Annotated in this window: 12 protein-coding genes; all 12 read left to right on the top strand. The window is 69.7% G+C overall.

Annotated elements, in window-relative coordinates; all coding sequences use genetic code 11:
- The first annotated feature begins 105 nt into the window (after positions 1–105).
- The 12 genes from FPZ11_RS04465 to FPZ11_RS04415 all read left to right on the top strand — a co-directional run bounded on the left by FPZ11_RS04465 (position 106) and on the right by FPZ11_RS04415 (position 25185).
- On the top strand, positions 106–5379 hold the full coding sequence (locus FPZ11_RS04465; protein WP_146318732.1) for an Ig-like domain-containing protein: 5274 nt from the start codon (positions 106–108) through the stop codon (positions 5377–5379).
- A 76-nt stretch (positions 5380–5455) separates the two neighbouring features.
- Positions 5456–6757 (top strand): DUF58 domain-containing protein, encoded by a 1302-nt coding sequence (locus FPZ11_RS04460; RefSeq protein WP_146318730.1) that lies wholly within the window; start codon positions 5456–5458, stop codon positions 6755–6757.
- The gene (locus FPZ11_RS04455) at positions 6754–9120 is read left to right on the top strand and encodes a transglutaminase TgpA family protein (protein ID WP_146318728.1); all 2367 of its coding nucleotides are present in this window, start codon (positions 6754–6756) and stop codon (positions 9118–9120) included. The genes FPZ11_RS04460 and FPZ11_RS04455 overlap by 4 nt, the downstream gene beginning before the upstream one ends.
- 182 nt (positions 9121–9302) lie before the next feature.
- Positions 9303–10271 carry an AAA family ATPase gene (locus tag FPZ11_RS04450; protein ID WP_210415948.1) on the top strand — a complete coding sequence of 323 codons (969 nt, stop codon included), beginning with the start codon at positions 9303–9305 and terminating at the stop codon, positions 10269–10271.
- Positions 10272–10363: 92 nt separating this feature from the next.
- On the top strand, positions 10364–10846 hold the full coding sequence (locus FPZ11_RS04445) for an FHA domain-containing protein (protein ID WP_168203731.1): 483 nt from the start codon (positions 10364–10366) through the stop codon (positions 10844–10846).
- Positions 10847–11128: 282 nt separating this feature from the next.
- Positions 11129–12715: a serine/threonine-protein kinase gene (locus FPZ11_RS19680; protein WP_246846524.1), complete on the top strand. Its 1587-nt coding sequence runs from the start codon at positions 11129–11131 to the stop codon at positions 12713–12715.
- Positions 12716–13053: 338 nt separating this feature from the next.
- Positions 13054–18303, top strand: coding sequence for an Ig-like domain-containing protein (locus FPZ11_RS04440; protein ID WP_367889439.1), 5250 nt, complete (start codon positions 13054–13056; stop codon positions 18301–18303).
- Between the two features lie 40 nt (positions 18304–18343).
- Positions 18344–19309 (top strand): AAA family ATPase, encoded by a 966-nt coding sequence (locus tag FPZ11_RS04435; protein ID WP_146318722.1) that lies wholly within the window; start codon positions 18344–18346, stop codon positions 19307–19309.
- A 2-nt stretch (positions 19310–19311) separates the two neighbouring features.
- Positions 19312–20688, top strand: coding sequence for a DUF58 domain-containing protein (locus FPZ11_RS04430; RefSeq protein WP_146318720.1), 1377 nt, complete (start codon positions 19312–19314; stop codon positions 20686–20688).
- Positions 20685–23291, top strand: coding sequence for a transglutaminase domain-containing protein (locus FPZ11_RS04425; protein WP_146318718.1), 2607 nt, complete (start codon positions 20685–20687; stop codon positions 23289–23291). The genes FPZ11_RS04430 and FPZ11_RS04425 overlap by 4 nt, the downstream gene beginning before the upstream one ends.
- 5 nt (positions 23292–23296) lie before the next feature.
- The gene (locus FPZ11_RS04420; RefSeq protein ID WP_146318716.1) at positions 23297–24601 is read left to right on the top strand and encodes a DUF5684 domain-containing protein; all 1305 of its coding nucleotides are present in this window, start codon (positions 23297–23299) and stop codon (positions 24599–24601) included.
- Positions 24598–25185 (top strand): hypothetical protein, encoded by a 588-nt coding sequence (locus FPZ11_RS04415; protein WP_146318713.1) that lies wholly within the window; start codon positions 24598–24600, stop codon positions 25183–25185. The genes FPZ11_RS04420 and FPZ11_RS04415 overlap by 4 nt, the downstream gene beginning before the upstream one ends.
- The last annotated feature ends 131 nt before the right edge of the window (positions 25186–25316 follow it).

The raw sequence follows: 25316 nt of genomic DNA, 5'->3' as shown, positions 1-25316 counted from the left end.
GATTCGTTCGGCGGCATCGCCGTGTGTTAGTTTTTACCAGCTCGGGGGAGCAGGGGGCGCGACTCGCGTCGTCGTTCGCAGACAACGCAAGGAGGGCGCAGGAGAGTGTTCGGCTCCCTCGCGGCGTGGATCAGGTCGCACAAGACCTTGGCCTCCGCGGTCGCGATCGCACTGGTGGTCTCCGTGCCTGTCGGCATCGCCGTCGCCCACCGGGGGTTCCCCACCGACGACGTCGATCTGAGCGCCAGAGACGTGTGGGTCACCAACGGCGCGAAGCTCATGGGCGGCAGGCTCAATCACCAGATCGACAAGCTCGACGCGTCGGTGACGGGTGCGGGCAGTGACCTCGATGTGCTGCAGGACGGCACGGCGTACTTTCTCGTCGACTCGAAGAACGGCAGCCTGGAGCGCATCGACCCGGCGTTCGTGTCGCTGGTCGACCGGGTCAGCATCCCGGCCGGCTCGAAGGTGGCCTACGGTGCCAGCACGATCGCGGTGACCTCGCCGGACGGCAAGGTCTGGGTGCTGGATGCCTCATCCCGGCTCAGCTACGACCCGAACAAGACCCCGACGTCGGCGAAGCTCGGCGCCGGCACGCAGACCGTGGTCACGAAGGCGGGCGTCGTCTACAGCGCGTCGCCGCAGAAGCACGAGCTGGTGCGGTTCGCCGCACCTGGCGCATCCGGGTCCGTCACCTCCCTCGACGTGCCCGGCTCGTTCCAGCTCTCGTCGGTCGGCGACCATCCCGTGCTCCTCGACACTGCGCACAACCGGGTGCTGATCGGCGCAGACCGCACGGTCAACCTGCCGGTCGCCGGCGTGCAGCTCCAGCAGCCGGGCGAGGACAACTCCTACGTTCTCGTCGCCTCCGGCACCGGACTGCTCAGGGTGCCTCTCGGCGGCGGCCATGTCGAGATCGTGGGGGCGGGCATCCATCAGTCCGTCGGCAAGGCCGACCAGGTGTCAGCACCGGTCTGGCTGAACGGATGCGCGTACGGAGCGTGGGCCGGCGCCGATCGCTACCTCTACGCGTGCGACGGCAAGGCGTCGGTGGGTGTCGACATCGACCAGCAGGTGACCGGCTCCGACCTGCGGTTCCGGGTGAACCATGGCGTGATCGCGCTCAACAACGTGGACAACGGCGACTCGTGGGTGGTCTCCAACCACATGCGGCTCGTGCAGAACTGGGCGGAGTTGAAACCGAACGACTCCCAGGTCAACGGCAACACAGGCCAGGAGAAGCCGGTGCTGCAGTCGTTCCAGGACACGCTCGCCCATCGCACGAAGATCAACCACCAGCCGAAGGCGGTCGACGACACCTTCGGCGTGCGTGCCGGCAGGTCGACGGTGCTGCCCGTGCTCGACAACGACACCGACCAAGACGGCGACGTGCTCACGGTGACGAACGTGACGCCGATCCCGGCCTCGGAGGGGCGTGTCGACATCATCGAGGGCGGCAGAGCCGTGCAGCTGACCGTGCCGCAGGGGGTGACCGGCGGCGTCTCGTTCCGATACTCGATCGATGACGGGCGCGGCGGAATCGACTCTGCGCAGGTGAACGCCACGGTGCATCCGGCGTCCGAGAACTCCGCCCCCGTCTCCAAGCGCGAGAGCGACGCCACGGTCGAGGTCGGCCAGTCGGTGACGTACAACGTGCTGAACGACTGGATCGACCCCGACGGCGACGACATCTCGCTCGCGTCGGCACAGGCCACGACGGATGATCAGGTGCAGTTCCAGCCGGACGGCACCATCACGTTCACGAGCAAGAACGGCCAGGTCGGCGTCAAGCAGGTGCAGTTCACGGTCACCGACGGACGGGCGAGCGCCACCGGCACACTGGCCGTGACGGTGAAACCGCAGGGCTCGCTCGGGCCGGTCGCGACACCCGACTTCGCCTCGGGTGTCACGGGGCAGCAGATCACGATCCATCCACTCGACAACGACCAGTCTCCGTCCGGGGACGGACTCGACCTCGTGGGCGCCAGTCTCGACAGCGGGCCGGGTGGCATGCAGGTCAGCACGGATTCGCAGAAGCAGCAGGTGACCGTCAGCACGACGGGCACCGGTGAGTACTACCTCAAGTACACGCTCGCCTCCGGTGCGAAGACCACGACGGGGCTCATCAGGGTGGACGTCGCAGACGGGGGCCAGGATGCCGGCCCGATCGCCGTCGCGGACGACGCCTATGTGCGCCCAGGCGAGTCGACGACGGTGAATCCGCTCGCCAACGACTCGTCGCCGTCCGGGCGGGTGCTCGCGGTGCGATCGGTCACCCCCACCGATCCGTCGGCCGATCTCAACGTGGAGCTCCTCGACAACCAGGTCGTCAAGATCACCTCGCCGTATGTGCTCCCGAAGCAGGAGCAGCTGCAGTATGTCGTCTCCGACGGCGTGAAACAGGCGACCTCCACGATCACGGTGGTGCCCATTCCACCGCTCGTCGTGCACCAGCCGCCCGTCGCCGTGGACGACGCGACGACGGTGCGCGTGGGCGACGTGACGAGCGTCAACGTGCTCGACAACGACTCGTCGCCCGACAACGAGCCGTTCAACCTCGACCCCAAGCTCAAGGACACCTCGAACGAGGGACCGGGGGCCACCGCGTTCGTCAGCGGACAGACCGTGCGCTATCAGGCGCCGACCAAGCCCGGCCAGTACTCGGTGTCGTACAGCATCAGCGACAAGTGGAACCAGACCGCCGTCGCGACGGTGACCTTCGTGGTGACGCCGAAGAACGGCAAGGACCAGGCACCGAATCCCTCGACGCTGACCGTGCGCGCGTTCGCCGGATCGAGTGTGCCGGTCACCGTCCCCTTGACCGGAATCGACCCGGACGGCGACTCCGTCAGTCTCGACGGCATCGTCAGCCAGCCCACACTGGGCCGGATCGCCGCCACCACCTCGACGTCGTTCACCTACGAGGCGTACCCGGGCTCAGGCGGAACGGACACCTTCACCTACAAGGTGACCGACACCTACGGCAAGAGTGCCACCGGAACCGTGCGCGTCGGCGTCATCCCGAGGCCGAGCCAGCTGCAGCCGCCCGTCGCCGTGAACGACATCGTCCAGGTGAAGCCCGGGCGAACGGCGTCGGTGCCCGTGCTGGCCAACGACTCCGACCCGAACGGCTACACGATCGCGGTGCAGAAGAAGCTCACCGATGTGGATCCTGCGCTCAAGGCATCCGTTCACGGCCAGATCGTGCTCGTGCAGGCGCCGCAGAAGGAGGGCGTCTATTCGCTGCGCTACACGATCACCAACGGACAGGGCGGCCAGGACAGCGCCTACGTGCAGGTGATCGTGACGAAGGACGCCAAACCGGTGTATCCGACGGCGGTCGACCAGGTGTTGCAGTCCGACCAGACGGCGGGCAAGAAGACCGCCAAGGTCAACGTCTACCAGGACGCCGTGAACCCGTCCGACCTCGTGAACAAGCTTGTGGTCGGGCTCACCGGGCCGAACGCGAAGTACGCCACGGTCGGTCAGGACGGCGTCGTGACGGTCAGGCCGCAGCACGAACGCATCGCCGTCGCGTACACGCTGACCGACCCGACGACGGGATTGGCCGGCGAGGCCTTCATCATCGTGCCGCCGGCATCCGACGGAACGCCGCCCCCCGTGGTGAAGGTGCCGCAGCAGATCGTGTCGATGAACGGCACGAAGTCGTGGAAGCTCTCCGACATCATCAGCGTGCCCTCCGGGCGCCCGGCGAAGATCACGGGCGCGAGCGGCGTCTCGGTGACGCACTCGACGGTGGGCGGCTATGTCGACGGCCAGACGCTCCAGTTCACCGCCGAGAAGGACTATCGAGGTCCCGCAGCGATCACGTTCAAGGTGAACGACGGACGCGAGCCCGGTGCCGGCCACGACCGCATCACGTCACTCGTGCTGCCGATCACCGTCGGCAACCCCGACCAGTCCGACGTCGCCCCCACCTTCACCCCGCCGAACGTGCAGATCCAGGCGGGGGAGCAGGCCACCGTCGTCGACCTCCGCGCGTCGAGCCATCACCCGAACCCCGCCATTCTCGCCAAGCTGACCTACACCGACTTCAGCGGCGCATCGGGAGGCATCGTGGCCGCGCCGAGCGGGTCGACGCTGTCACTGTCCGCACCGTTCGGGGTGCAGCCGGGGACCACAGCGGTCATCCACTTCAAGGTGAACTCGCCGACCACCTCGATCGACGGATCGGTGAACGTCAAGGTGGTCAGCTCGACCAAGCCGCTCGCGCAGCAGAAGAACCCGCCGTACACGCACGAGATCCAGCGCGGCCAGAGCTTCGACTGGACGGAGGCCGCGAGCGACTCCACCTGGGTGAACCCGTTCCCCGGGCACCCGCTGCGCATCATGAGCGCCAAAGCCGTGTCAGCACCGAGCGGGGTGGATGTCACGTACACCGACACGTCGATCAACGTGAGCGTGGGCAGCGGCGCGGCGATCGGCACGATCAACATCCAATTCAACGTCGAAGACGCCACCAAGGACCCGGCGCGTACCAAGGCCACGATCGGCCAGTACCAGGTGATCATCCACGACGTCCCAGCGCAGATGGACCCGCCGAGCAGCGTGAAGGCCAGCAGCGGGCAGGCGAGCATGGTCATCAAGGCACCCGCCGACAACGGAAAGCCCATCGACAAGTACGAGATCGACGACAACCACGGCGGAACCTACCCGGCGCAGGTCGGCTCGAACACGATCACCAAGCTGACCAACGGCACGACCTACACGTTCAAGGTCAAGGCGCACAACGCCGACGGCTGGAGCACCCTGTCAGCGGCCTCGGCCGCCGTCACCCCGTACGGAAAGCCGAGCGCCGTGCAGAGCGTCACGATGCACGCCAACGGCACGGCTCCGAACACGTTCGACGTGAGCTGGCCGGCCGTCACCAACACGGGTGGCGGCAGCGTGACCTACCACTGGTCGTTCAGCGGTGGCGGCTCGGGCACGACGAAGAGCACCTCGGTGACGACGAAGTCGGTGAGCGACGGCAACTATTCGTTCACGGTGCACGCCTCCAACGATGGCGGAGGAGGCGACGGAGACTCGGCCACGGGTCACGGCACGATCGACCCGACGCCTCCTCCTTCGCCGGCGGTGCAGACCGGACCGGACTCCGCTCACGAGGTCACCTGCCAGTCCGACGGCGGAACCTGCCACTATTTCCTGCTCAAGGGCCAGCACTTCACCCCCGGGCAGCAGTACACCGTGCAGGTCTACTGCTCGGGCTCGCAGCTCAGCAGCCCCGTGGTGACGGCCGACGGAAGCGGCAACATCGACACGAGCTCCTACTACACGACGCGCAAGCCGAACTGCGGCACCTACGCGACGGGCTACATCATCATCGGCGGGGTGCAAAGCGCGACGGTGCATTTCTGACCGTGACGAACCGTGGCGAGACCGACCCAGCAGAGCGTGAGAAGACATCCATGACCCCCCTGACGAACGAGGCCGCATGACGGAGACGACCGGCACCGGCGCGCCGCGCCGTTCGCAGGCATCCTTCGCCCTGCGCGAGCTGTTGCGCGCGCTCTCGGACGGCCTGGCCGCGCTGATCCGGGCAGGTCGACGCGTGATCGACAGGCCGCTGCTGGCCGTCGCGCGCGCCGCAGGGGTGGTCACGACCTTCGGCTGGATCGTGCTCGTCTCGGCGCTCGTGTCCTTCGTTCTGGCGTTCGTGCTGGGATGGGCGGAGTTCGCCTATCTCGGCTTCACGCTGACGCTCGGGATGCTCGCCGCCTGCGCCTACCTGTTCGGTCGCGCCACGTACCGGGTCGCCATCGAACTCACGCCGCGCCGTGTCACCGCCGGTGATCGCGCCATGGGCAACATGGTCGTCGCCAACATCGGCCAGCGTTCCGTGCTCCCCACCCGCATGGAACTGCCCGTGGGCGAGGGTCTGGCGGAATTCGTCGTGCCCAGGCTCGCCCCCGCGGCGGAGGAGGAGAACCTCTTCGCGATCCCGACGCACAAGCGGGCGCTGATCGTCGCCGGTCCGGCGATCAGCGTGCGCGGCGACCAGTTGGGGCTGTTGCGGCGCACGACGCGATGGAGCGATCAGGTCGAGCTCTTCGTGCATCCGAGGGTGGCGCGCATCGCGGCGACGGCGCGCGGTCTCGTGCGCGACCTCGAGGGCCAGACCACGTCGGTGATCACGGACAGCGACCTCGCCTTCCACGCACTGCGGGCATACGAACCGGGCGACGACATCCGCAATGTGCACTGGCGCAGCACGGCGCGCACAGGACAGCTCATGGTGCGGCAGTACCAGGAGACCAGGCGGTCCCAGCTGCTGCTGCTGATGAGCGCCGACCGGCGTTTCTACGCCTCAGACGACGAGTTCGAGCTGGCGGTCTCCGCACTCGCCTCGGTCGCGATCCAGGTGATCTCCGAGGAGTCCGAGCTCGATGTGCTGTGGGAGAAGGCCGCCCTGCGGTCGCGCACCCCGATGACCCTGCTCGACGACACCTGCCGCATCGAGCGGATCGAGTCGCGATACGAGTCACTGCGCGAGTTCGCCAGGACGGTCGGCGCCCGTCTCGCTGTTCCCAGCCTCGTGGTGGCGGTCGTCGGCAGCGGTGCATCGCACCAGGAGCTGCACGCGATGTCGATGCTGTATCCCAGCGACACTCCCGTCGTCTTCGTGCGGGCCGCGATCGACGAGGAGCCGTCGGTGCGCAAGGTCGGCACCGCCTTCCTCGCCACGGTCACCCGGTTGAACGAGCTGGGTCTGTTGCTGCAGAAGGCGGGACGATGACCGCGACGGCCGCGACACCGCAAGCCTCCGTGCGCACGACGCGCGCGGAGACAGCAGGCGTGCAGCGCATCGGGGCGGCGGCGTGGGTCGACCTCGCCGTCTTCGCCGCCCTCATGGGGGTCGCGCTGATGGGCTTCGCGCCGGCGTTCGGACGACTCGGCTACGTCGTGGCCGCCGTCGGCGGTCTCGTGATCGGCTCGGCAGCGGCCGCGCTCGGTGTTCTGGTGCGGCTGCCGGTCATCGTCACGGTGCTGGCCGGCATCGTCGCGTTCTTCGTCTTCGGCACGGCCGTCGCCCTCCCCGGCGAAGGCGCCTTCTCGGTGCTGCCGACGCTGTCGTCGCTCGCCGACCTGGCGAAGGGCGTCGTGTTCGGCTGGTCCGACTCCGTGACCCTTCGCGCACCGCTCCAGGCGCCGCCATACCTCGCCGTCGTGCCGTACGCCGCGACGCTGGCGGTGTCGCTGGCGTGCGTGAGCGTCGCGTTGCGCGTGTCCCCGGTCGGGCGTCGTGCCGTGCTGCGGGCCGGGGTGATCGCGGCCGGGCCGGCGCTGGTGCTGCTGGCGAGCATCCTCATGGGCACAAGGGATGCCTACCTCGCCGGCCTGCGCGGCGTCGCCTTCGCCGTCATCGCGCTGTGCTGGCTCGGCTGGCGCATCCGCCGCTCGAAGCGCTCGATGATCGTCGACCGCGGCCTGACGCGCAAGGCGATCGCCGGGTCTGCTGTGGTGGCCCTCGTCGCCGTCGTCGGCGGCACGGCGCTGGGGATGGCGACGGCACCGTCTGCGGCCTCGAGGTTCGTGGTGCGCGACGCCGTGCAGCCTCCGTTCGACCCGCTGGACTACCCGGCGCCGCTGGCGTCGTTCCGCAAATACACGGGCGACCTACGCACCACGAAGCTGTTCTCGGCCACGAACCTGCCGAAGGGCTCGCTCGTGCGCCTGGTGACCATGGACAGCTACGACGGCATCGTCTGGAGCGTCGCCGGGCCCGATCAGCAGACCAACGGGTCGGGCAGCTTCGAGCTGCTGGGCAGCAGCATCCCCTCGCCCTCGCTGTTCACCCCGGGAGCCACGAGCGCGTCGACGTTCACGGTGCTCGGGTACGACAACGTGTGGCTGCCGAACCTGGGCTACGTCAACACCCTGAACTTCGACTCGCACCCGGGCACGACGGACCCGCGAGACACGGTGCGCGTGAACGCGGCGACGGGCACGACCGCGGTCACGAGCGGGGTGTCCCGCGGCCTCACCTACACCGTCGACGCGACGGCGCAGAAGGTGCCGAGCGACAAGGTGCTGAAGAACGTGCCGGTGGCGAAGATCACCATGCCGAGCGTGACCAACGTGCCGGATGTGGTGGCGACGAAGGCGAACCAATACGCGGGCGGCTCGAGCAGCGCCATCCAGAAGCTGCGCAACATCGAGCGCTCGTTGAAGAAGCTGGGCTACCTCAGCCACGGACGTGCGTCCGATCCCGTGCCGTCACGCGCCGGCGAGGGCGCCGATCGCATGAACGATCTGCTGCAGAAGACGCCCATGGTGGGCGACCAGGAGCAGTACGCAACGGCCTTCGCGCTGATGGCCAGGCATTTCGGCTACCCGGTGCGCGTGGTGATGGGCTTCAAGTCGCACGCCGCAGGCAAGGGCACGACCACGTTCACCGGCAACGACATCACGGCGTGGGACGAGGTCGCGTTCCAGGGCGTCGGCTGGGTGCCGTTCTTCCCGACGCCGACGAAGACGGACGCACCGAAAGACCAGACCGTCAGACCCAAGCTGTTGCCGCAGCCGCAAGTGCGGCAGCCTCCTGACACGCCACCGAAGGCGGACGATCTGCTCACGCCGGTGAAGACGAAAGACAGCAAGCCGCCGGCGGGCAAGCACGCCTTCGTGCTCCCGACCTGGGCGTACTACGCGATCGGCGTCGTACTCGTGCTGGCGCTTGCCGTCTTCCTGCCGATGCTCATCGTCGCGTGGCGCAAGCGCAGACGACGGCGCAGGCGCGCGACCGGGCCGGAGGACAGGCGCGCCGCCGGTGCGTGGGATGAGCTCGTCGACGGTTTCGCCGAGCTCGGCTACAGCATCCCTTCCGTCGCGACACGGTCGCAGACCGCGAGCACCCTGCAGCGACAATCGCGCGAGCAGGGGATCGAGCTCGACGACGGAGTGCTGCCGGGGATGGCGGTGCAGACCGATGCCGCGGTCTTCGACGGCAGCACGGTGTCGCAGGAGCGCAGCGACCGTCTCTGGACAGGGATGGAGCACACGTTGCAGGCCGTCTCGGCCTCGGCGGGATGGCTGCGACGGCGGCTCGCCTCGTATCGATTCGCCCGTCGCGGCGGACAACCCGCATCGGGGCGATAGGCCATGTCGTCCAGTGAATCGATCGGTGTGGCGCCGGAGGGCCACTGCGGTGGCAACGGCCATGTGGCGGCGGCGAGCATGAAGAGTTCGACGGTGGCCATCTACCCAGGCACGCTCGTCGCACCGAGGCAGGGACAGATGACGCGCAGCGCACGTCGTCGAACACAGAGAAGGAAGACATCATGGCAGTGACGCAGGAACAGGCGACCTGGTTCGCCGGCGCGTTCGGACAGCTCGTGGGCAACGTCGACAAGGCCATCCTTGGCAAGGAGCACGCGATCAGGCTGGTGGTGACAGCGCTGCTCTCCGGTGGTCACGTGCTGCTGGAAGACGTGCCTGGCACCGGCAAGACGGTATTGGCGAAGGCGCTCGCGAACACCATCCAGGGCACGCAGTCGCGCATCCAGTTCACCCCCGACCTGCTGCCTTCCGACGTGACCGGCGTCACCATCTACGACCAGTCGACGGGACGCTTCGAGTTCCACGCCGGCCCGGTGTTCGCGTCGGTCGTGCTGGCCGACGAGATCAACCGCGCCTCGCCGAAGACGCAGTCGGCCCTGCTCGAGGTGATGGAGGAGGGCGTCGTCACCGTCGACGGCGTCTCGCACCCCGTCGGCAGCCCGTTCGTCGTCATCGCGACGCAGAACCCCGTCGAGCAGGCCGGCACCTACTCTCTGCCCGAGGCACAGCTCGACCGATTCCTGATCAAGACCTCGCTCGGCTATCCCGATCACGAGACAACGGTGCGGCTGCTGATGGAGTCGTCGAACCGCGCACGTGCTGCGAGCGTGTCGGCCATCATCGCCGCCGAGTCGGTCACGACGATGGTGCAGCTGGCCGCCGACGTGCACGCCGACGGCGCGGTGATGGGTTACCTCTCCGAACTCGTGAGCGCAACGCGCGCCGACAAGGATGCCTCGCTCGGCGTGAGCATCCGCGGCGCTCTGGCGTTGGCTCGGGCCGCCAAGACCTGGGCGATCAGCACGGGACGCACGTACGTCACGCCCGATGACGTGCGCGAGCTCGCCGTGCCCGTGCTCGCCCACCGCGTGATCGTCGACCCGGAGGCCGAATTCGCCGGCGTCACCGCGGAAGACATCGTGACGCGCGCCATCGCGACGGTCAACCCGCCCACGTACCGGGCGGCCTGATCGAACGCCGAGCACCCGGACCACCCGGTCTTCCGCATCGCGCCGCGCGCACGTCGCGCCGGGCGTTCAGCGGCGTCGGTATAGTGTCACGGGTGGACTCGTCGGGTTTCATCACGCCGCCTCCTGGCCTCGTTCCGCCGCGCCACGACACCGACACGCACACGGAGCGCGTGCCACCGCGAACCCCGTTGCCGGTGTTCCGTCCGCCGTCGCCGCTCTCGACACCCGTGCCGACACCTGCGACCCCGGTCTGGCTGCTCTCCCTGCCGACGGGCGCCCGTGTGCCGATCGACGGCGCGCTGCTGGTGGGCCGCAACCCGGTGCGGTTCGACCGGTGGTCGGACGCAGAACTGCTCGCCGTCGCCGATCCCGCCCGCAGCGTCTCCAAGACGCATGCGGTGTTCGAGGCGCAGGGCGATGTCGTGCGCGTCACCGATCTGCACTCGACAAACGGCGTGACGCTCCTCGATGCGTCGGGTGCGGAGTCCGCGCTGCCCGCCGGGGCGGCGATCACCCTCGGCGCCGGAAGCGTCGTGAAGCTGGGCGAGTTCCGACTCCAGATCCTGTCCGCCTGAACGGTCGCCTCGGCGAGGCTGCGAGGGGTGCTCGTCGGCGCTGTGCTGCGTCGTGCGACAGGCCTGTCCAGGGAGGCCCCCGCGGTGCACTAGGATCGTCTCCGGCGTCGATCCCCGGCCTGCCGGTTCGGATGACGGTGACCCGTTCAGCAGGACCCTCCTCCGGGTTCGTTGAAGTACCCGAGGGGGAGCGATGGATCGGCGTGCGATGTGCACCGGACTGCCCTTCTGTTCCCCGGTGCGCTGCCGGACGACGGCCCTCCCGACCGGGAAGGACCGTCGATGAGCAGACGGGCGATCGCCCCTCCGCCGGTGCTCCCCGGCTACAGCTATGTGCGCCCGCTCGGCTCGGGCGGCTTCGCCGACGTGTACCTGTTCGACCAGGACCTTCCCCGTCGTCGCATCGCGGCGAAGGTGCTCGCGGGCGGGCTGGTCACGCCCGCGCTGGTGCGCACGTTCAACGCCGAGGCGGACATCCTCGCCCGGCTGAGCGTGCATCCCGCGATCGTCACCATCTTCGATGCCAGCATCTCCGCAGACGGCCGCCCGTACTTCATCATGGAGTACTGCCCTGACACCATGGGCGCCCGCTATCGCCGAGGGCCGCTGCCGCTCGCCGAGGTGCTCGATACGGGCGTTCGCATCGGCGGTGCGCTCGAGACGGTGCATCGCGCTGGACTTCTGCACCGAGACGTGAAGCCTTCGAACATCCTCGTGACGAGCCTCGGGATGCCCGTGCTCGCCGATTTCGGCATCGCGGGAGCGGCCGCCGCTGCCGACGACCCCGACGCGATCGCGCTGTCCATCCCGTGGTCGGCGCCCGAGGTCATCTCCGGCCAGGTGAGCGGCTCGGTGCCGAGCGAGGTGTGGAGCCTCGCTGCCACCCTGTACACCATGCTCGCCGCCCGCAGCCCGTTCGAGGCGACGACGCGGGGATCGAACGCCAGGGATCACCTGGCCTCTCGGATCCTGGCAGCGCACTACACGCCGCTGCGTCGCGAAGACGTGCCTGAACGCCTGGAGGCTGCGCTGGCGCGCGCGATGTCCAGAAACCCGGGCAAGCGGTTCCCCACTGCGCAGGCCTTCGCCGAAGAGCTGCGCTGGGTGCAGTACGAGCTCGGGCTGCCGCCGACCCCTCTCGAGGTCGCCGCAGCAGAGTGGATGCCCGTGCACGACTCGGTCGGCATCGACGACGACGTCGCGCGCGGACCGGTGCGGTCCGTCGTCCGAACGGATTCTCGCCGCAACCGGCGCATCGAGCGTGCCGTAGACGAGGCCGCGCGGGAGCGTCGTGATCGCGACGGTCTCGCCGTCCGCCCGCGGAGAGCGGTGTCCCCCGCTCGTCGCGGGACTCATCGGCGCCGGATCCGTCGTGGCGGTGCTGGCGATCGTGGCCGGCGTGCTCGTCGCCACGGGGGTGATCTGAGGTGGGGGCGCGTGGCCGGCGGCTCGGGCGCAGCGGGGCGGTCATGGCATCCCTCGCCGTGGTCGCGGTCGTCGCGGTCGTCGCCGGCGCGTTCCTCGCGTCGGGGTATGACGCTCAGAAGGTGCGAACGGCGTCGACGTCGGTGTGGGTCACCAGAGCGTCGGGACAGTACGGGCGAGTGGACACATCGCTCGGGCAGCTCGACACGGTGCGCAACGCCGAGTCGCCGAGCGGGGTGGTGCAGAGCGGCGACTCGGGCATCGTCTACACGGACGGCTTTCAGAAGGCCTGGTCGATCGACGCGGCCGATCCTCACGATCTGCAGACGTCGGGTGGCAGCACCTCGTCGGCAGGTGACACGGCGGCAGCGGCGTCGACCGGATCGACGAGCGGGTCGGGCGACGACGCGAAGTCGTCTCCAGCAGGCACCGCGCAGGTGTTGAACTCCGGCAGCTGGGTGCTCTACCTGACGGCGGACGGGCACGTCTTCGTACAGAACCTGCGCTCGGGCTCGGCCGCGTCGTCGCCGTTCCAGGTGCAGGCGCCCGCCGGAACGACCAAGAGCGGCTATACGGTGACCGCCGCGACGATCACCTCGAACGGAGTCGTGCTGCTGTACTCGGCGAAGGAGCGCGCCGTGCGCCGCTATGACGCGGCATCCGGCGCCTTCGTCGGAGGAGCGCAGGCCGTTCGACAGGCTCCGGCCTCCGACGCCAAGGTGCTGCTCACGGCGGCGGGCACCTCGTGGGTGCTCGCCGAGCCGTCCGCTCACCGCGTCTGGATGCCGTCGCACGACGGTCCGCTGCGTGCGGCCTTCTCCACGGGCGCCGTCGCGGGGGACGGTGTCGCGACGGGTTCCGTCGCGTACTTCGCCGACAGTCGTGGACTGATCACCGTCGACACCGAGTCCGGCACGGTGAAGCGCGCCGCGACGGCATCAGGCACGCCTGCACCGCCCACGGTCGTCGGCGGAGAGGTCTACGCCGCCTGGCTCGGCCCGGGCGGCGGAACCCTGTGGGGATCGACCAGTTCGCGCACGAGAGCATTGACAGTGCCGTCCGGTGTCGTCGAGCGGGCGAGCTCGCTCGCGCCGATGATCGCCTCCAACGGCAGCACGGCGGTGCTCGACGAGACGTCGACGGGTCTGTTGTGGACGATCCCCTCCGGCACGCTCATCCCTCGTTCGCAGTGGTCTGCGCAGAGCACGCCTCGTGAGCAGCAGACGAGCGAACAGGTCGTGCAGGTTCCCCAAGAGGAGCCGCCGGTGGCCGTGCCGTCGACTTTCGGCGTGCGCGCCGGCGCGCAGACGCTCCTGCCCGTGCTGCTGAACGCGTACGACCCGAACAAGGACGACGTGCTCACGATCGATCCCGGTTCGATCACGGCACTCAGCGACCCGGGGTTCGGAACACTGTCTCTGGCGAACGACGACCAGGGCGTGGTCTTCACGGCGCACGCCCAGAGCGGCAGCGCGACCTTCTCGTACGCGGTCACCGACGGGCGGGAGAAGTCCGCCCCGGCGACCGTCACCGTCAACCTGATGCCGTCGACTCAGCGCAGCGCGCCTGTCTGGTGCGGCGTGCAGGAGTGTCGGCAGAGCTGGCCCGTCGCTTCGCTCGCACCGGGCGGAAGCACGCGTGTGCAGGTGCTCACCGGTTGGGTCGATCCGGACGGCGACCCGATGGTTCTCGAGTCGGCGGCCAAGGTCGAGGCCAAGGCGCCGATCACGGTGGTGCCCGCGCCCGACGGCACCGTCGTCATCCAGCACACCGACCCGAACGCCGCGGGGGCGAGCTATCACGTCATGGTCACGGTGGCGGATGCCCGTGGCGGCGTCAGCCAGAAGACCCTCGACGTCGAGGTCGCCGCGAATCCCGCGCTGCAGGTGCACTCCTTCACGGCGCTGGCCGGCGTCGGTCAGACCCGCACCGTCGATGTCGGCCCGCACATCAGCGGGGGATCGGGATCCTATCGGCTGCTGAGCGCGGTCGCCACGAGCGGGCAAGGGCAGGTGACCGTCGACGCCGACCCGTCGACGGACTCGCTGACGTTGTCCGCCGGGTCGGCAGGAGACCACACGATCAGGGTCACGGTGCAGGACCTGCAGACGCACGCCCAGCAGACCGGCACGATGCGGTTCTCGGTCGAGGCCCATGCCCAGGCGCTGACCATCCCGCCGCAGACCGCATTCGTGCAGAGCAAACAAGACACCACTCTCGACGTGCTCGATGTGGTGCAGACCATGTCGTCGCGGGTGCTGTCGGTGGTCTCCGCCACCTCGAACACGCCCAGCCTGTCGGTCTCCGTCGTCGGAACGCGTCGGTTGAGGGTGTCGGGCTCGACGGGGGACGGCCAGCCGGGCGAGGTCGGCGTCGCCGACTTCACCGTGACCGATGGCGCAGGCACGACGGCCCAGGGACAGGTGACCGTCTTCCTCTCCCCGCGTTCGTCGGGCGTCGCACCGATTCCTGTTCCGGATGCCGTCACCGTGCGAGCGGGAGCCCAGATCGACATTCCCGTGACGGCGAACGACATCGCGCCGCGGGGCGAGCAGATCGAGCTCTCGCCCAGCGTGCGGGGGTCGGGAGCACCCGGCGAGCTCGCCTTCGCCTCCGGAACGACGCTGCGCTATCTCGCGCCGACGAAGGCGGGCACCTACACACTGCACTATTCGGTGTTCCTCGCCTCCGACCCGGAGCGCGTGGCCTCCTCGATCGTCACGGTGACCGTCATCGGCTCAGGAGGGGACCACCCGCCGACGCCGCCGGCACTCAGCGCCAGCGTGGTCTCTGGCAGCACCGTGAGCATCCCGGTTCCCACCTCAGGGGCCGACCCCGACGGCGACACGACGAGTCTCTCCGGCGTCGACCTGCTGCGCTCCGGGCAGGGGACGGCGTCGATGAACGCCGAGGGCACGGCGATCGAATACACGGCGCCGGCCGCGGGCGTCACGGGCGGTCAGCTGCAGTTCCGCTACCGGCTGCGCGACACCCAGGGCGAAGACGCCGCAGGCACCGTCACGGTGGCGGTGCTGCCTGCAGCACACGCCGATGTCACTCCCGTGACGTACACCGACACCGTGCACGCCGTCGTGGGCTCGCCCAAGACGATCACCGCGCAGCCGCTGCTCAGCGACAGTGACCCGGCGGGCGGCACCCTGCGACTCGTCTCGCTCGTGCCGAACGCGCCGCAGAAGTCGTCGGACGGCGAGTACGCGCGGCTGAAGGCACTCATCGACCCTGCGACCGATCTGAGCAAGGGCATCGTCAAGTTGCGTGCCGGTGCCGTGCAGGGTGTGCAGTCGTACATCTACACCGTGCGCTCGAGCGCGACCACCTCGACAGCCCAGGGCCTCATCGTGGTCGACGTCACCGAGCAGGCGGCGCCCGAGACCCCCGTCGTGGCCGATACCGTCGTGACGCTCGCCGACCGGCTTCGGCTCGCCACCGGCATCGACGTCGTCAGCGGCAAGGTGGTCTGGCCGTCGGGTGATGCCGCGACGATGACGCTGAACGTGGTCGGCGCTGCGGCATCCAGGTACACGGCGAAGGGCAACCGGATCTCAGGGCCGCTGCCCGCGGACGGTGCCCTGATTCCGTTCTCGCTGACCGGAACCGACGTGTTCGGCCACAAGCGCGTCGCGTACGGCTTTCTGCGCATCCCGGCGTTCGACGAAATGCCGGTGGCGTTGAAGAGCGGTCTCGATCCTTACAACGTCGGCGAGGAGCAGACCACCACCGTCGATGTTGCGAAGGCGGCCGGTGTCGCCAAGGGCGACCGACTCGAGCTGAAGAGCGGCAGCGAGCTGCCCGTGCAACGCGCGAACGCGCGCTGCGAGGTGCGCGACGGCACCCGCATCGGCTACAGCGCGGGCAGGGATGCTCCGTGGAGCGACACCTGCACGGTGCAGGTGCGCGTCGCAGGCCAGAAGAACTGGACGGCGCTCGCCATCCCGTTCACGGTGCGCCCGAAGGCGCCGCAGGCGATCCTGACTTCGCTCAGCCGCACGGTGCCGCCCGGCCAGACCCAGACCATCGACCTCTACTCCGACATGACGGGCTGGGACGGCGGACGCGTCGGCGATCAATCGTCGCTCGACTACACGGTGTCCTCGCCTGGCAGCGACTTCATCGTGACGCAGAAGGGGCGCACGCTCACGGTCGAGGCCAGAGCGGACGCGCACTCCGGCGCCGTCGACACGGTGGCGGTCTCCGTGTCGTCGTTCGGCGGGCTGAGCGCGCAGATCTCGCTGGTCGTCGGCATCGCCGCGCCCGACACGCCGAGGGGCGCGACGTTCAGCCAGACGTGCCGCGTGAACTCCGGTCCCAGCTGCACGATCACCGTCATCGGACAGTCGGGCCAGTACGACCCGTTCGCGGGCAAACCCGGAGGCGGTCTCAAGCTGGCGGGCATCGGCGACGTCAACTGCTCCGTCGCGAGCCTCTCGCTCTCCGGAACGAATGCCATCACCGCCACCTGGCCCCGAAGTGCGAAGCCGGCGGGCGGCACCTGCCAGGTCCCGTACACGGTGGTGGATGCCCAGGGCAGGCAGGGCCAGGGAACTCTCGCTCTCGACGTGCAGGGTTACCCCGCCGTGCCGAACTCCATCACGACGGCTGCCTACACCGCCGGCAGCGTCACCTTCCTGGTCGATCTCGGCAGCGCGGCGGCGGCGCATCCCTCGCTCACCGGCGTGGACATCGAGGAAGACGGCAAACCGGTCGCGGCGCAGTGCGCGCCGAGCGTGCCGGGCGCCTACTCGTGCACCGTGTCGGGCCTCACCAACGGGCAGCCGCACAGCTTCACTGCACGGGCCGTCAACGCCATCGGCGAGTCGGGCGACACGACACCCGTGGTGGCCTGGTCGTACGAGTCTCCGGTCGTGTCGTCGGTGACGGCGACGCCCGACACCCCGGTGACCGCGAACACCGGAACAGCGTCCATCTCGATCCGTTCGCGGCAGAGCAGCGGCGTCGCCTCGTTCCTGCTGCGCGACAGCTCCGGTGCGCAGACCACCGTTCAGCTGCAGGGCGGTGACACCACCAACTACGAATGGCAGGGTCTGCCCGTCGGCACCCAGACCATCACGGTCATCCCGGTGAGTCGTTACCAGCCGCCGAACGGTGCGTGGGGCGGCGCGGCGACCGGCGATGCGATGAGCGCGACCGTCACGATCGCCGGGGCGCCTGGCTTCAGCTCAGACGGGAGCCTTCGCGCACTCTCCAACACGTCGGTCGAGCTCGACGGTGTGCAGCCGAACGCGAATTACAGCGCGAAGACCCTGTCGGTGATCTATGCCGTGTGGGCGTCGGGCGACTCGACGCCCACGTGCTCCATGGATCAGGACGGCAGCCCGACCATTCGGGGAGCGACCTCGCAGACGAGCACGGTCTTCACGGGGCTCGACCAGTTCACCTCGTATCGCGGCATGGCGTGCGTGTCCAACGGCTACCAGGCGACGGCATCCAACCCCGTCTCGGTGTTCACCTGGACGAGCACGCCCGGTGTGTCCGGCAGCTACACCTACACGGTGGGCACCACACCGAAGACGTCCAGCACGGGAACATCGACCACCCTGTCGTGGAACGACATCTCCGGGCCGTCGCCGAGCGTGCCCGGGCCGCCGAACAGCCGTTTCAGCACGCAGTACACGGCGGCGGCCACCGGGCAGACGTCGCAGAGCTTCGGCGACCTGTTCTCCTCGGACCGCACGCCGGGAACCATCACCGTCGCGTACTGCTGGAACGGCATCAGCTGCGGCTCCGCCGCGACGATCGCTCCGACAGGGGCGCCGACGACGGCCTGGGTGTCGGTGCAGACGACGCCGACGACCACTCCCATGGTCAGCGACCTGCAGTTCAGCGGATCGGTCGACGCACCGAGCGGTGACGGCCTGACCGGGTCGTCAGGCGACGTGGCCGTCACCATCACCGTCGACACCACGACCAACGTCGTCACCTATTCGCTGGCGTTCACCGGCGCGTACTCCGCGTTCGGCACCGTCACCCTGACCCGCCCCTACGGCTCATGACCCCGCGGTTCGCCGCCGCTCTTCCCGAGGAGACACGCCGATGACCATCACCCCGGAACAGGTCGACTGGTTCCAGAGCACGTTCGGCCGGTTGGCCGACAACGTCGAGCAGGCCATCCTCGGCAAGCGGCGCGTGATCGAGCTGGTGCTCGCCGCCATGCTCAGCGGCGGCCACGTGCTGCTGGAGGATGTTCCCGGCACGGGCAAGACGGCGCTCGCCCGCGCGCTCGGGCAGACGATCGCGGGCACGACGACGCGCATCCAGTTCACGCCCGACCTGCTGCCAGGCGATGTCACGGGCATCTCGGTGTACGACCAGAAGCGTGGCGAGTTCGAGTTCCACGCCGGTCCGGTGTTCGCGAACGTGGTGCTGGCCGACGAGATCAACCGCGCCAGCCCGAAGACGCAGTCGGCACTGCTCGAGGTGATGGAAGAGGGCCAGGTCACCGTCGACGGCATCACGCGCTCGGTCGGCAGACCGTTCACGGTGCTGGCCACCCAGAACCCCGTCGAGCAGGCCGGCACGTATCGCCTGCCCGAGGCCCAGCTCGACCGGTTCATGATCAAGACCTCGCTCGGCTACCCCGACGACGCCTCGATGCTGCGCATCCTCCAAGGGGCCATGGCCGTCAAGCCAGCCGTGCCGGGCATCATCGATCCCGTCGCCCTGGCGACCATGTCCGAGCTGGCCGCCGGTGTGTACGCGGGGCCGGTCGTGCTCGACTATCTGATGCGGCTGGTGTCGGCGACCAGGCGTGCCGAGGAGGTGCGGCTCGGCGTGAGCGTGCGCGGTGCTCTGTCCCTCGCCAAGATCTGCATGGTGTGGGCGGCGAGCCGCGGCAGGGCCTATGTCACTCCCGACGACGTGCGCGATCTGGCCGCGCCCGTGCTCGCGCATCGCCTGGTGCTCAAGCCCGACGCCGAGTTCGACGGCGTGACGGCTCCCGAGGTCGTCGCGCAGATCCTGCTCGACGTCGCCGTACCGGTGGAGAACGGCACGGCCTGAGCATGTCGACGAGTGATCACGACGCGTACTCGCGGTTGGAGTACACGTCGACCGGGACCGGAACGCGCACGCGTGCGTCGACGGTGACCAGCATGGCGCGCACGACGCGCGGCACGGCCGCCCGCCGTGACGGGGTGCGTGTGCTCGTGACCGGCGGGCGTGCGCTCGCGGCGGCGGCCGGCTGGCTCGGCGAGACGGTGACCCCGATCGGCTGGCTGCTCGCGGCCTCCGCCGTGGCAGGCATCGCGGCGGGCGCGGTGCTCGGCTGGAGCGTCGGATGGATGATCGGCGTCGCCTCGCTCGTGCTGCTCCTGACCGCGATCCCCTTCCTCGCCGGCGGCTACTCGTACCGCGTGCAGTTCCGGGTGGACCGCGACGCCGTGGTGGCCGGCAGCGACGTCACGGGCACCGTGCAGGTCGTCAATGCAGCACGGCGCACCGCATTGCCCGGTCTCGTCGACATCCCGGTGGGCGACGGCCTCGTCGAGACGAGGGTGCCGTTCCTGCGCCCGCAGGCGACGCACGAGGAGACCATCGCGATCCGCGCGGCGAAGCGCGGCGTCATCGATGTCGGGCCCATGTCGGTGAGCAGGGGCGACCCGGTGGGCGCGCTGCGTCGCGAGGTGGTGTGGCCGCAGATCCAGACCATCCACGTGCATCCCGTCACCGCCTACATCCCGTCGACGGGGTCCGGGCTGCTGCACGATCTCGAGGGGCTGCCGAGCAGCAACATCGTCAACGCCGATCTCGCGTTCCACGCCATCCGCGACTACGTGCCGGGCGACGCACGCAATCACGTGCACTGGAAGTCGACGGCCAAGACCGGCAAGCTCATGGTGCGGCAGTACGAGGAGACCAGGCAGTCGCGCATCGCCGTGCTCATCGGCACGGAGGCGGAGGGCGAGTACTCCTCCGACGACGAGTTCGAGCTCGGGGTCAGCGCTGCGGCATCCCTCTCCCTTCAGGCGGTCCGAGACGGTCGAGAGCTCATCGTGACGACGGGCGCGCAGCAGCCGGAGCTCAGCCGCGGCGACGTCATCGCGGTGCGCGAGATTCCGACGCACGGCATCCGCCCCATGCTCGACGGCTTCTCGGAGATCGACCGCTCCCTCCGCATGACGCGCCTGGAGGATGTCGCTCGCCTGGTCTCGCAGACCGCGGATCGCCTGTCGCTGGTGTTCCTCGTCTCCGGATCGGTCATGCCCGTGCAGCGACTGCGCACCGCGGGCTCGTTCTTCGACGCGGAGAGCACGGTGGTCATCGTGCGCTGCGAGCCGGGGGCCGATCCGGTGATGCGCAGGGTCGGCGACGTGCGCGTGCTCACGCTCGGCCGGCTCGACGATCTCGGCCAGCTCATCGCGCGAGGAGCCCTCGAATGAGCGGGACGGCCGCATCCACAGGGCGTGGGCGTCGCCCGCTCCGCGCGCCCGCGACCACGAGCGTGGGCCAGGCCGTGCTGGCGGTCGGCTACGTGCTGGTCGGTCTCGGCCTCGCGACGGCGATGGCCTGGCCCATCTTCGACACGTGGCGCCTCGCCGTGATCGCCTGCGTGTGCGGCGTGCTGGGCGCGGCGATCGCCGTGCTGGCGCGCCTCCTCCGCTGGCATGTGCTCGTCACCGTGCTTCTGACGGCCGGCGTCTACCTGGTCGGCGTTGTGCCGCTGGCCGTTCCGTCGGCTCTGTCGTCGCCGCAGGGGATCCTCGGCGGCGTTCGCGACGGAGTCGTCGGCGTCGTGCTCGGCTGGCGACAGCTGCTCACGCTCGATCTCCCCGTCGGCTCGTATCAGGCGGTGCTCGTGCCGTTCTTCGCGATGGCGCTGATCGGCACCGTCGCAGCGGTGGGCATCGCGCTGACGCCATCGCGTTCCGCGGCATGGGCCGTGCTCATCGTGTTGCTCTTCGGGGTCTTCGGAATCGCCTTCGCGGCGACGGATCCCGGCTCGTCCGTCGTGCTCGCGGGCGTCGAGATCACCGCTCCGCGCGAGGTGCTGCTCGGAGTGCTGCTCGTCGCCGTCTCGATGCTCTGGCTCCTCACGCGCGCCAGGCTGCAGCGCAGGGCTGCGCTCTCCCTCGCCCGCTCCACGACGACGGTGCACGTGCAGCGCGGCTCTGCCGGCGCGGCCCTGCGACGTGGTGTGCTGGGCGCCGGACTGGTCGTCGTCGCGCTCATCGCGGGCGTTGCGGCGGTGCCCGTCGCCTTCGGGGCGACGCCGCGCACCACGCTGCGCACCGGAGCGGAGCCCACGCTCGTGGCCAGCTCTCAGACCAGCCCGCTCACGACCTATCGGGCGTCGTTCGAGAAGTCCGCCTACTCGACGCCGTTGTTCCGCATCTCGGGCGACACGAAGGGCATCGACCGCGTGCCGCTCGCGGTGCTGGATGCCTTCGACGGCCAGGTCTTCACCGTCGGCTCCGGTGCCCCGGCCTCCGGTGCCCAGGGCTCCGGAGGCCAGGCCGTCAGCTTCACGAGACTGCCGGGCGGCACGTCGCCGTCGAACGCGCATCGGGTGACGTTCTCCATCGAGCACGACCTCGGCATCTGGACCCCGATGCCGGCGGGGCTCGCCTCGGCTCCCGCGTTCTCGGGCAGCCGTGCGTCGGAACTGGCGGCGGGCTTCTATCTCGATCGCACGAGCGGAGCCGCGATCGAGATCGCCGGTGGCGCCACCGGGCGCGGACTTGTCGCGGGCGATGGCTACACGGTCGACGTGCCGGCGGACAGCAACCCGTCGCTCGGCGCGCCCGGCGCAACAAGTGGAATCGACCTGAACGACTATCCGCAGTTGGCGGCATGGGTGAAGGCGCAGAAGCAGCCGCGCACGGCCGCGGGTTTCGCCACGTTGATCGGCAGGCTTCGGGCTCGGGGATACCTCAGCCACTCGGTCGACGACGATGCCCAGGCATCCTCGTGGGTGGGCGCGCTGAAGAAGTCGTCGTCGTACTCGTTCCAAGCCAGCTACGCCGGGCACTCGACGGCCCGGGTGGAGGCTCTGTTCAAGCAGCTCGTCGACCAGCAGCGCGTCGTCGGCGCCGACGCCACGGCAGGCGCGCTCGTCGCGGGGGTCGGCGACGACGAGCAGTTCGCCGCCGCGGGGGCCCTGCTCGCGCGCGCGTACGGCTACCAGTCGCGCGTGGTCGTCGGCGTGCGGCTGACGTCTCTGGCCGGCAGCGGCGTGCCCGCCTGCCGGTCGGAGTGCACGGGCAGCGACCTGGCCGCCTGGATCCAGGTGAAGGCGCCGTCCGCATCGCAGTGGACCACGTTCGACGTGGAGCCCCAGTACCGCAGCTCGCCCGTGCTCGTGCGGCTCGGCGAGCAATATCCCAAGTACCCGACGGCGCCGGAGCAGCTGCACGCCGGCGTCGCGGCGCCCCCGCAGAGCCAGCACGACGGCTCGAGCTCCCAGGCGGCGGCCACCGACCGGTCGTCGCAATCGCTGGCGGCGCTGATCGCCGTGGCGCGCGTCGTCGGAGAGGGCCTGGCGCTTCTCGTGCTCCTCGCGCTCCCGCTCATCACGTTGCTGGCCTTGAAGCGCTCGCGACGGCGACGGCGCCGCTTCGCGAATGTGCCAGAGGTCGCCCTCGTCGGGGCCTGGGCAGAGGTACGAGACCTGTGGGCGGATGCCGGCATCCCCGTCACCGGCGCCACCCGCGTGGCGCAGGCCCGTACCGTCCACTCCGCGCCGGCCCGTTCACTCGCCGAGCTGGTCGATGCAGCGGTGTTCGCTCAGCATCCGCCGACGGGCGATGACGCGCGCGTCGCATGGGACCTCGTGGCGGAGGAGCGGGAGCGTGTTGCGGCTTCCCAAGGTCGCTGGAAGCGGTTCGTCGTGGCGCTGCGGCCGCGCTCCCTGGTGCTGCCGATCATCGAGATGCTGAGAGATGACGAGTCGCGCTACGCTCGCGGCGGGAAATCCGACTCTGGGCAGAACCGGCATCCCGAACCGCGACGGCGCACGACACGACAGGAGAACAGCACGGTATGAGTGCGGTGGCAGAGTCTGTGGCGGCCGTGTCGCAGTCGGCGATGCCGGCGATCGTGCTGGGGGCAGTGACCCTCGTCGTCACTGTCGGCTCTTACGTCTGGCTCGCGGCGGCGCTCTCGCGGGTGTTCTTCAGAAGCGGGGTCGACCGGTGGCGGGCGTGGGTGCCCGTGCTGAACGTCGCGGAGATCCTGCGCCTGGGGCGCATCTCGCCCTGGCTGGTCGTGCTGCTCTTCGTTCCCCTTGCCGACCTGTTCGGTGTGTGCCTGCTGATCCTCGCCGTGCACAGGGTCAACCGCGCGTTCTCGCGCGGAGCGGGCATGACGGTGCTCGCCGTGTTCCTCCCGCCGGTGTGGGCGAGCGTTCTGGCCTGGAGTCGTTCAACGGATGTCTCGCCGTCGTTCGCGCCGAACTCCGTCGCACCGGATGCCGTGGCGAAGTCACCCTTCGACACTCGCCCGACGCAGGCTGCCGTGCAGGGCACTCAGCCCCCTCCTGTCCCACCGGGCGGTCCGTCGCCATCGAGCGGGCTCGCGGCCCGATCCCCGCGGCCAGCACCTGCCTGGGAGCCGCCGCCGCTGGTGACGACGCCCGCGTACGGGCGGAGCCCGGCGGCCGATCGCTGGGGGACGGTGCAGCGACCGCAGTGGCAGCCGCCGGAGGCGCAGCAGCCGGAGTTGCGGCCGTGGGTGCCACCCGAGCCGCAGCAGCCGTGGACGCCAGGACCCCCGGTGACGCAGCAGCAGTGGACGTCCGTGGCACCCGATGCGCAGCGGCCGTGGGCGCCGAAGCCGCTGTCTCCCGCGGCGACCGCGGTGATCGTCGAGCCTTCCGACGAGCTCGACGAGACGGCACCCAGGACGGCTCCGCCTCTCAGCGTGCCGGCCGAGCCGCCGACGGACACCGGAACGGTGGTGATCCCGCGTTCCGCGCCGCTGATCGAGCGGCCGGACGACGACGAGACCATTGTCGTGGTCCGGCGCAGGCCGCGGTGGCACCTCACGACTGATTTCGGTGCCGCGCACGAGCTCACTGGCGGCCGTGTGGTCGTGGGACGGCGCCCGGAAGGCGACGAGCGCGGCGTGCAATACCTGGCTCTCGAGGACGACACCAAGACGCTGTCGAAGCAGCACGCCTTCTTTCTGCTCGACGGCGACGAATGGACGGTCGCCGACCTCGCCTCCACCAATGGAACCGTGCTCGTCGACGAAGCAGGGGTCGAGCATCCCGTGGATCCGGGAACACCGGCACGGGTGGGCGCACGTGTGCTGCTGGGGGAGCTGGGCGTCGTGTTGAAGCGGGTGATCGGATGAACGAGGCCCGTGAGGTCGACGACACGATCGTGGTGCCTCGATTCGACGACGACCGCACCGTGGTCGTTCGGCGTCCGCGCGCCGAGCACGCAGTCGAGGCCGCGGTGGATGCCGGCCCCGGCGTCGCTGCTCCGGCCGGGCTCCCCACGGGGGACGACGAGACCGTGATGCGTGCCGACCTCGGTGACGAGACAGTCGTGCGCGGGGTGGCGAGCGACGCGACGGTGGTGCGGCCCGGCCGCGCCGCGGCCGAAGCGTTGACGCGGTCGTCGACGGCGGCCGCCGCGACCCGCGCGATGCGGGTGGCGCTGCCCGACCGAATCGCTCCGTCGGCGAACGCGGCGACCGGAGTCGGAGTCGACGCGGTGCAGGCGTACCGGCCCCGCCCCATTCCTGCTCCGCCGCGCACGCCGGTCGGGGCCGTCGGCGGCGAGCGGGCGACACGGGCGGATGCCCCGGGCCTGCCCTCGGTGCGCCGCGCGTCCCGGCGCACGGGCTTCGTCGCGCTCGCCTGGCTGGCTGGCGCGTGCGCCGTGACGATTGCCGGCCTCGCCGCGCTCTGCCTCGTGGCGTTCGCGGGGTGAAGCGCACGCCGTCGAGCGGGCATCCGTACGGGTTCGAATATTGGTATCCCACAGTGGTACCCTGAAATCGTGGCGTTCGTCTCCCTTCTCCTTAGCCGCCGCGGCGAGTCCTAATCCTTCAGGCCTCACTC

Origin of the sequence: Humibacter ginsenosidimutans (assembly GCF_007859675.1) — a bacterium.
GTDB classification, from domain to species: Bacteria; Actinomycetota; Actinomycetes; order Actinomycetales; family Microbacteriaceae; genus Humibacter; species Humibacter ginsenosidimutans.
This window is presented reverse-complemented; position numbering and strand designations above follow the sequence as displayed.

Coding starts and splice junctions, on each gene's coding strand:
- FPZ11_RS04435 (WP_146318722.1), top strand. CDS start 18,344: ATGACCATCACCCCGGAACAGGTCGACTGGTTCCAGAGCACGTTCGGC.
- FPZ11_RS19680 (WP_246846524.1), top strand. CDS start 11,129: ATGAGCAGACGGGCGATCGCCCCTCCGCCGGTGCTCCCCGGCTACAGC.
- FPZ11_RS04430 (WP_146318720.1), top strand. CDS start 19,312: ATGTCGACGAGTGATCACGACGCGTACTCGCGGTTGGAGTACACGTCG.
- FPZ11_RS04440 (WP_367889439.1), top strand. CDS start 13,054: ATGCCGTCGCACGACGGTCCGCTGCGTGCGGCCTTCTCCACGGGCGCC.
- FPZ11_RS04425 (WP_146318718.1), top strand. CDS start 20,685: ATGAGCGGGACGGCCGCATCCACAGGGCGTGGGCGTCGCCCGCTCCGC.
- FPZ11_RS04455 (WP_146318728.1), top strand. CDS start 6,754: ATGACCGCGACGGCCGCGACACCGCAAGCCTCCGTGCGCACGACGCGC.
- FPZ11_RS04450 (WP_210415948.1), top strand. CDS start 9,303: ATGGCAGTGACGCAGGAACAGGCGACCTGGTTCGCCGGCGCGTTCGGA.
- FPZ11_RS04460 (WP_146318730.1), top strand. CDS start 5,456: ATGACGGAGACGACCGGCACCGGCGCGCCGCGCCGTTCGCAGGCATCC.
- FPZ11_RS04415 (WP_146318713.1), top strand. CDS start 24,598: ATGAACGAGGCCCGTGAGGTCGACGACACGATCGTGGTGCCTCGATTC.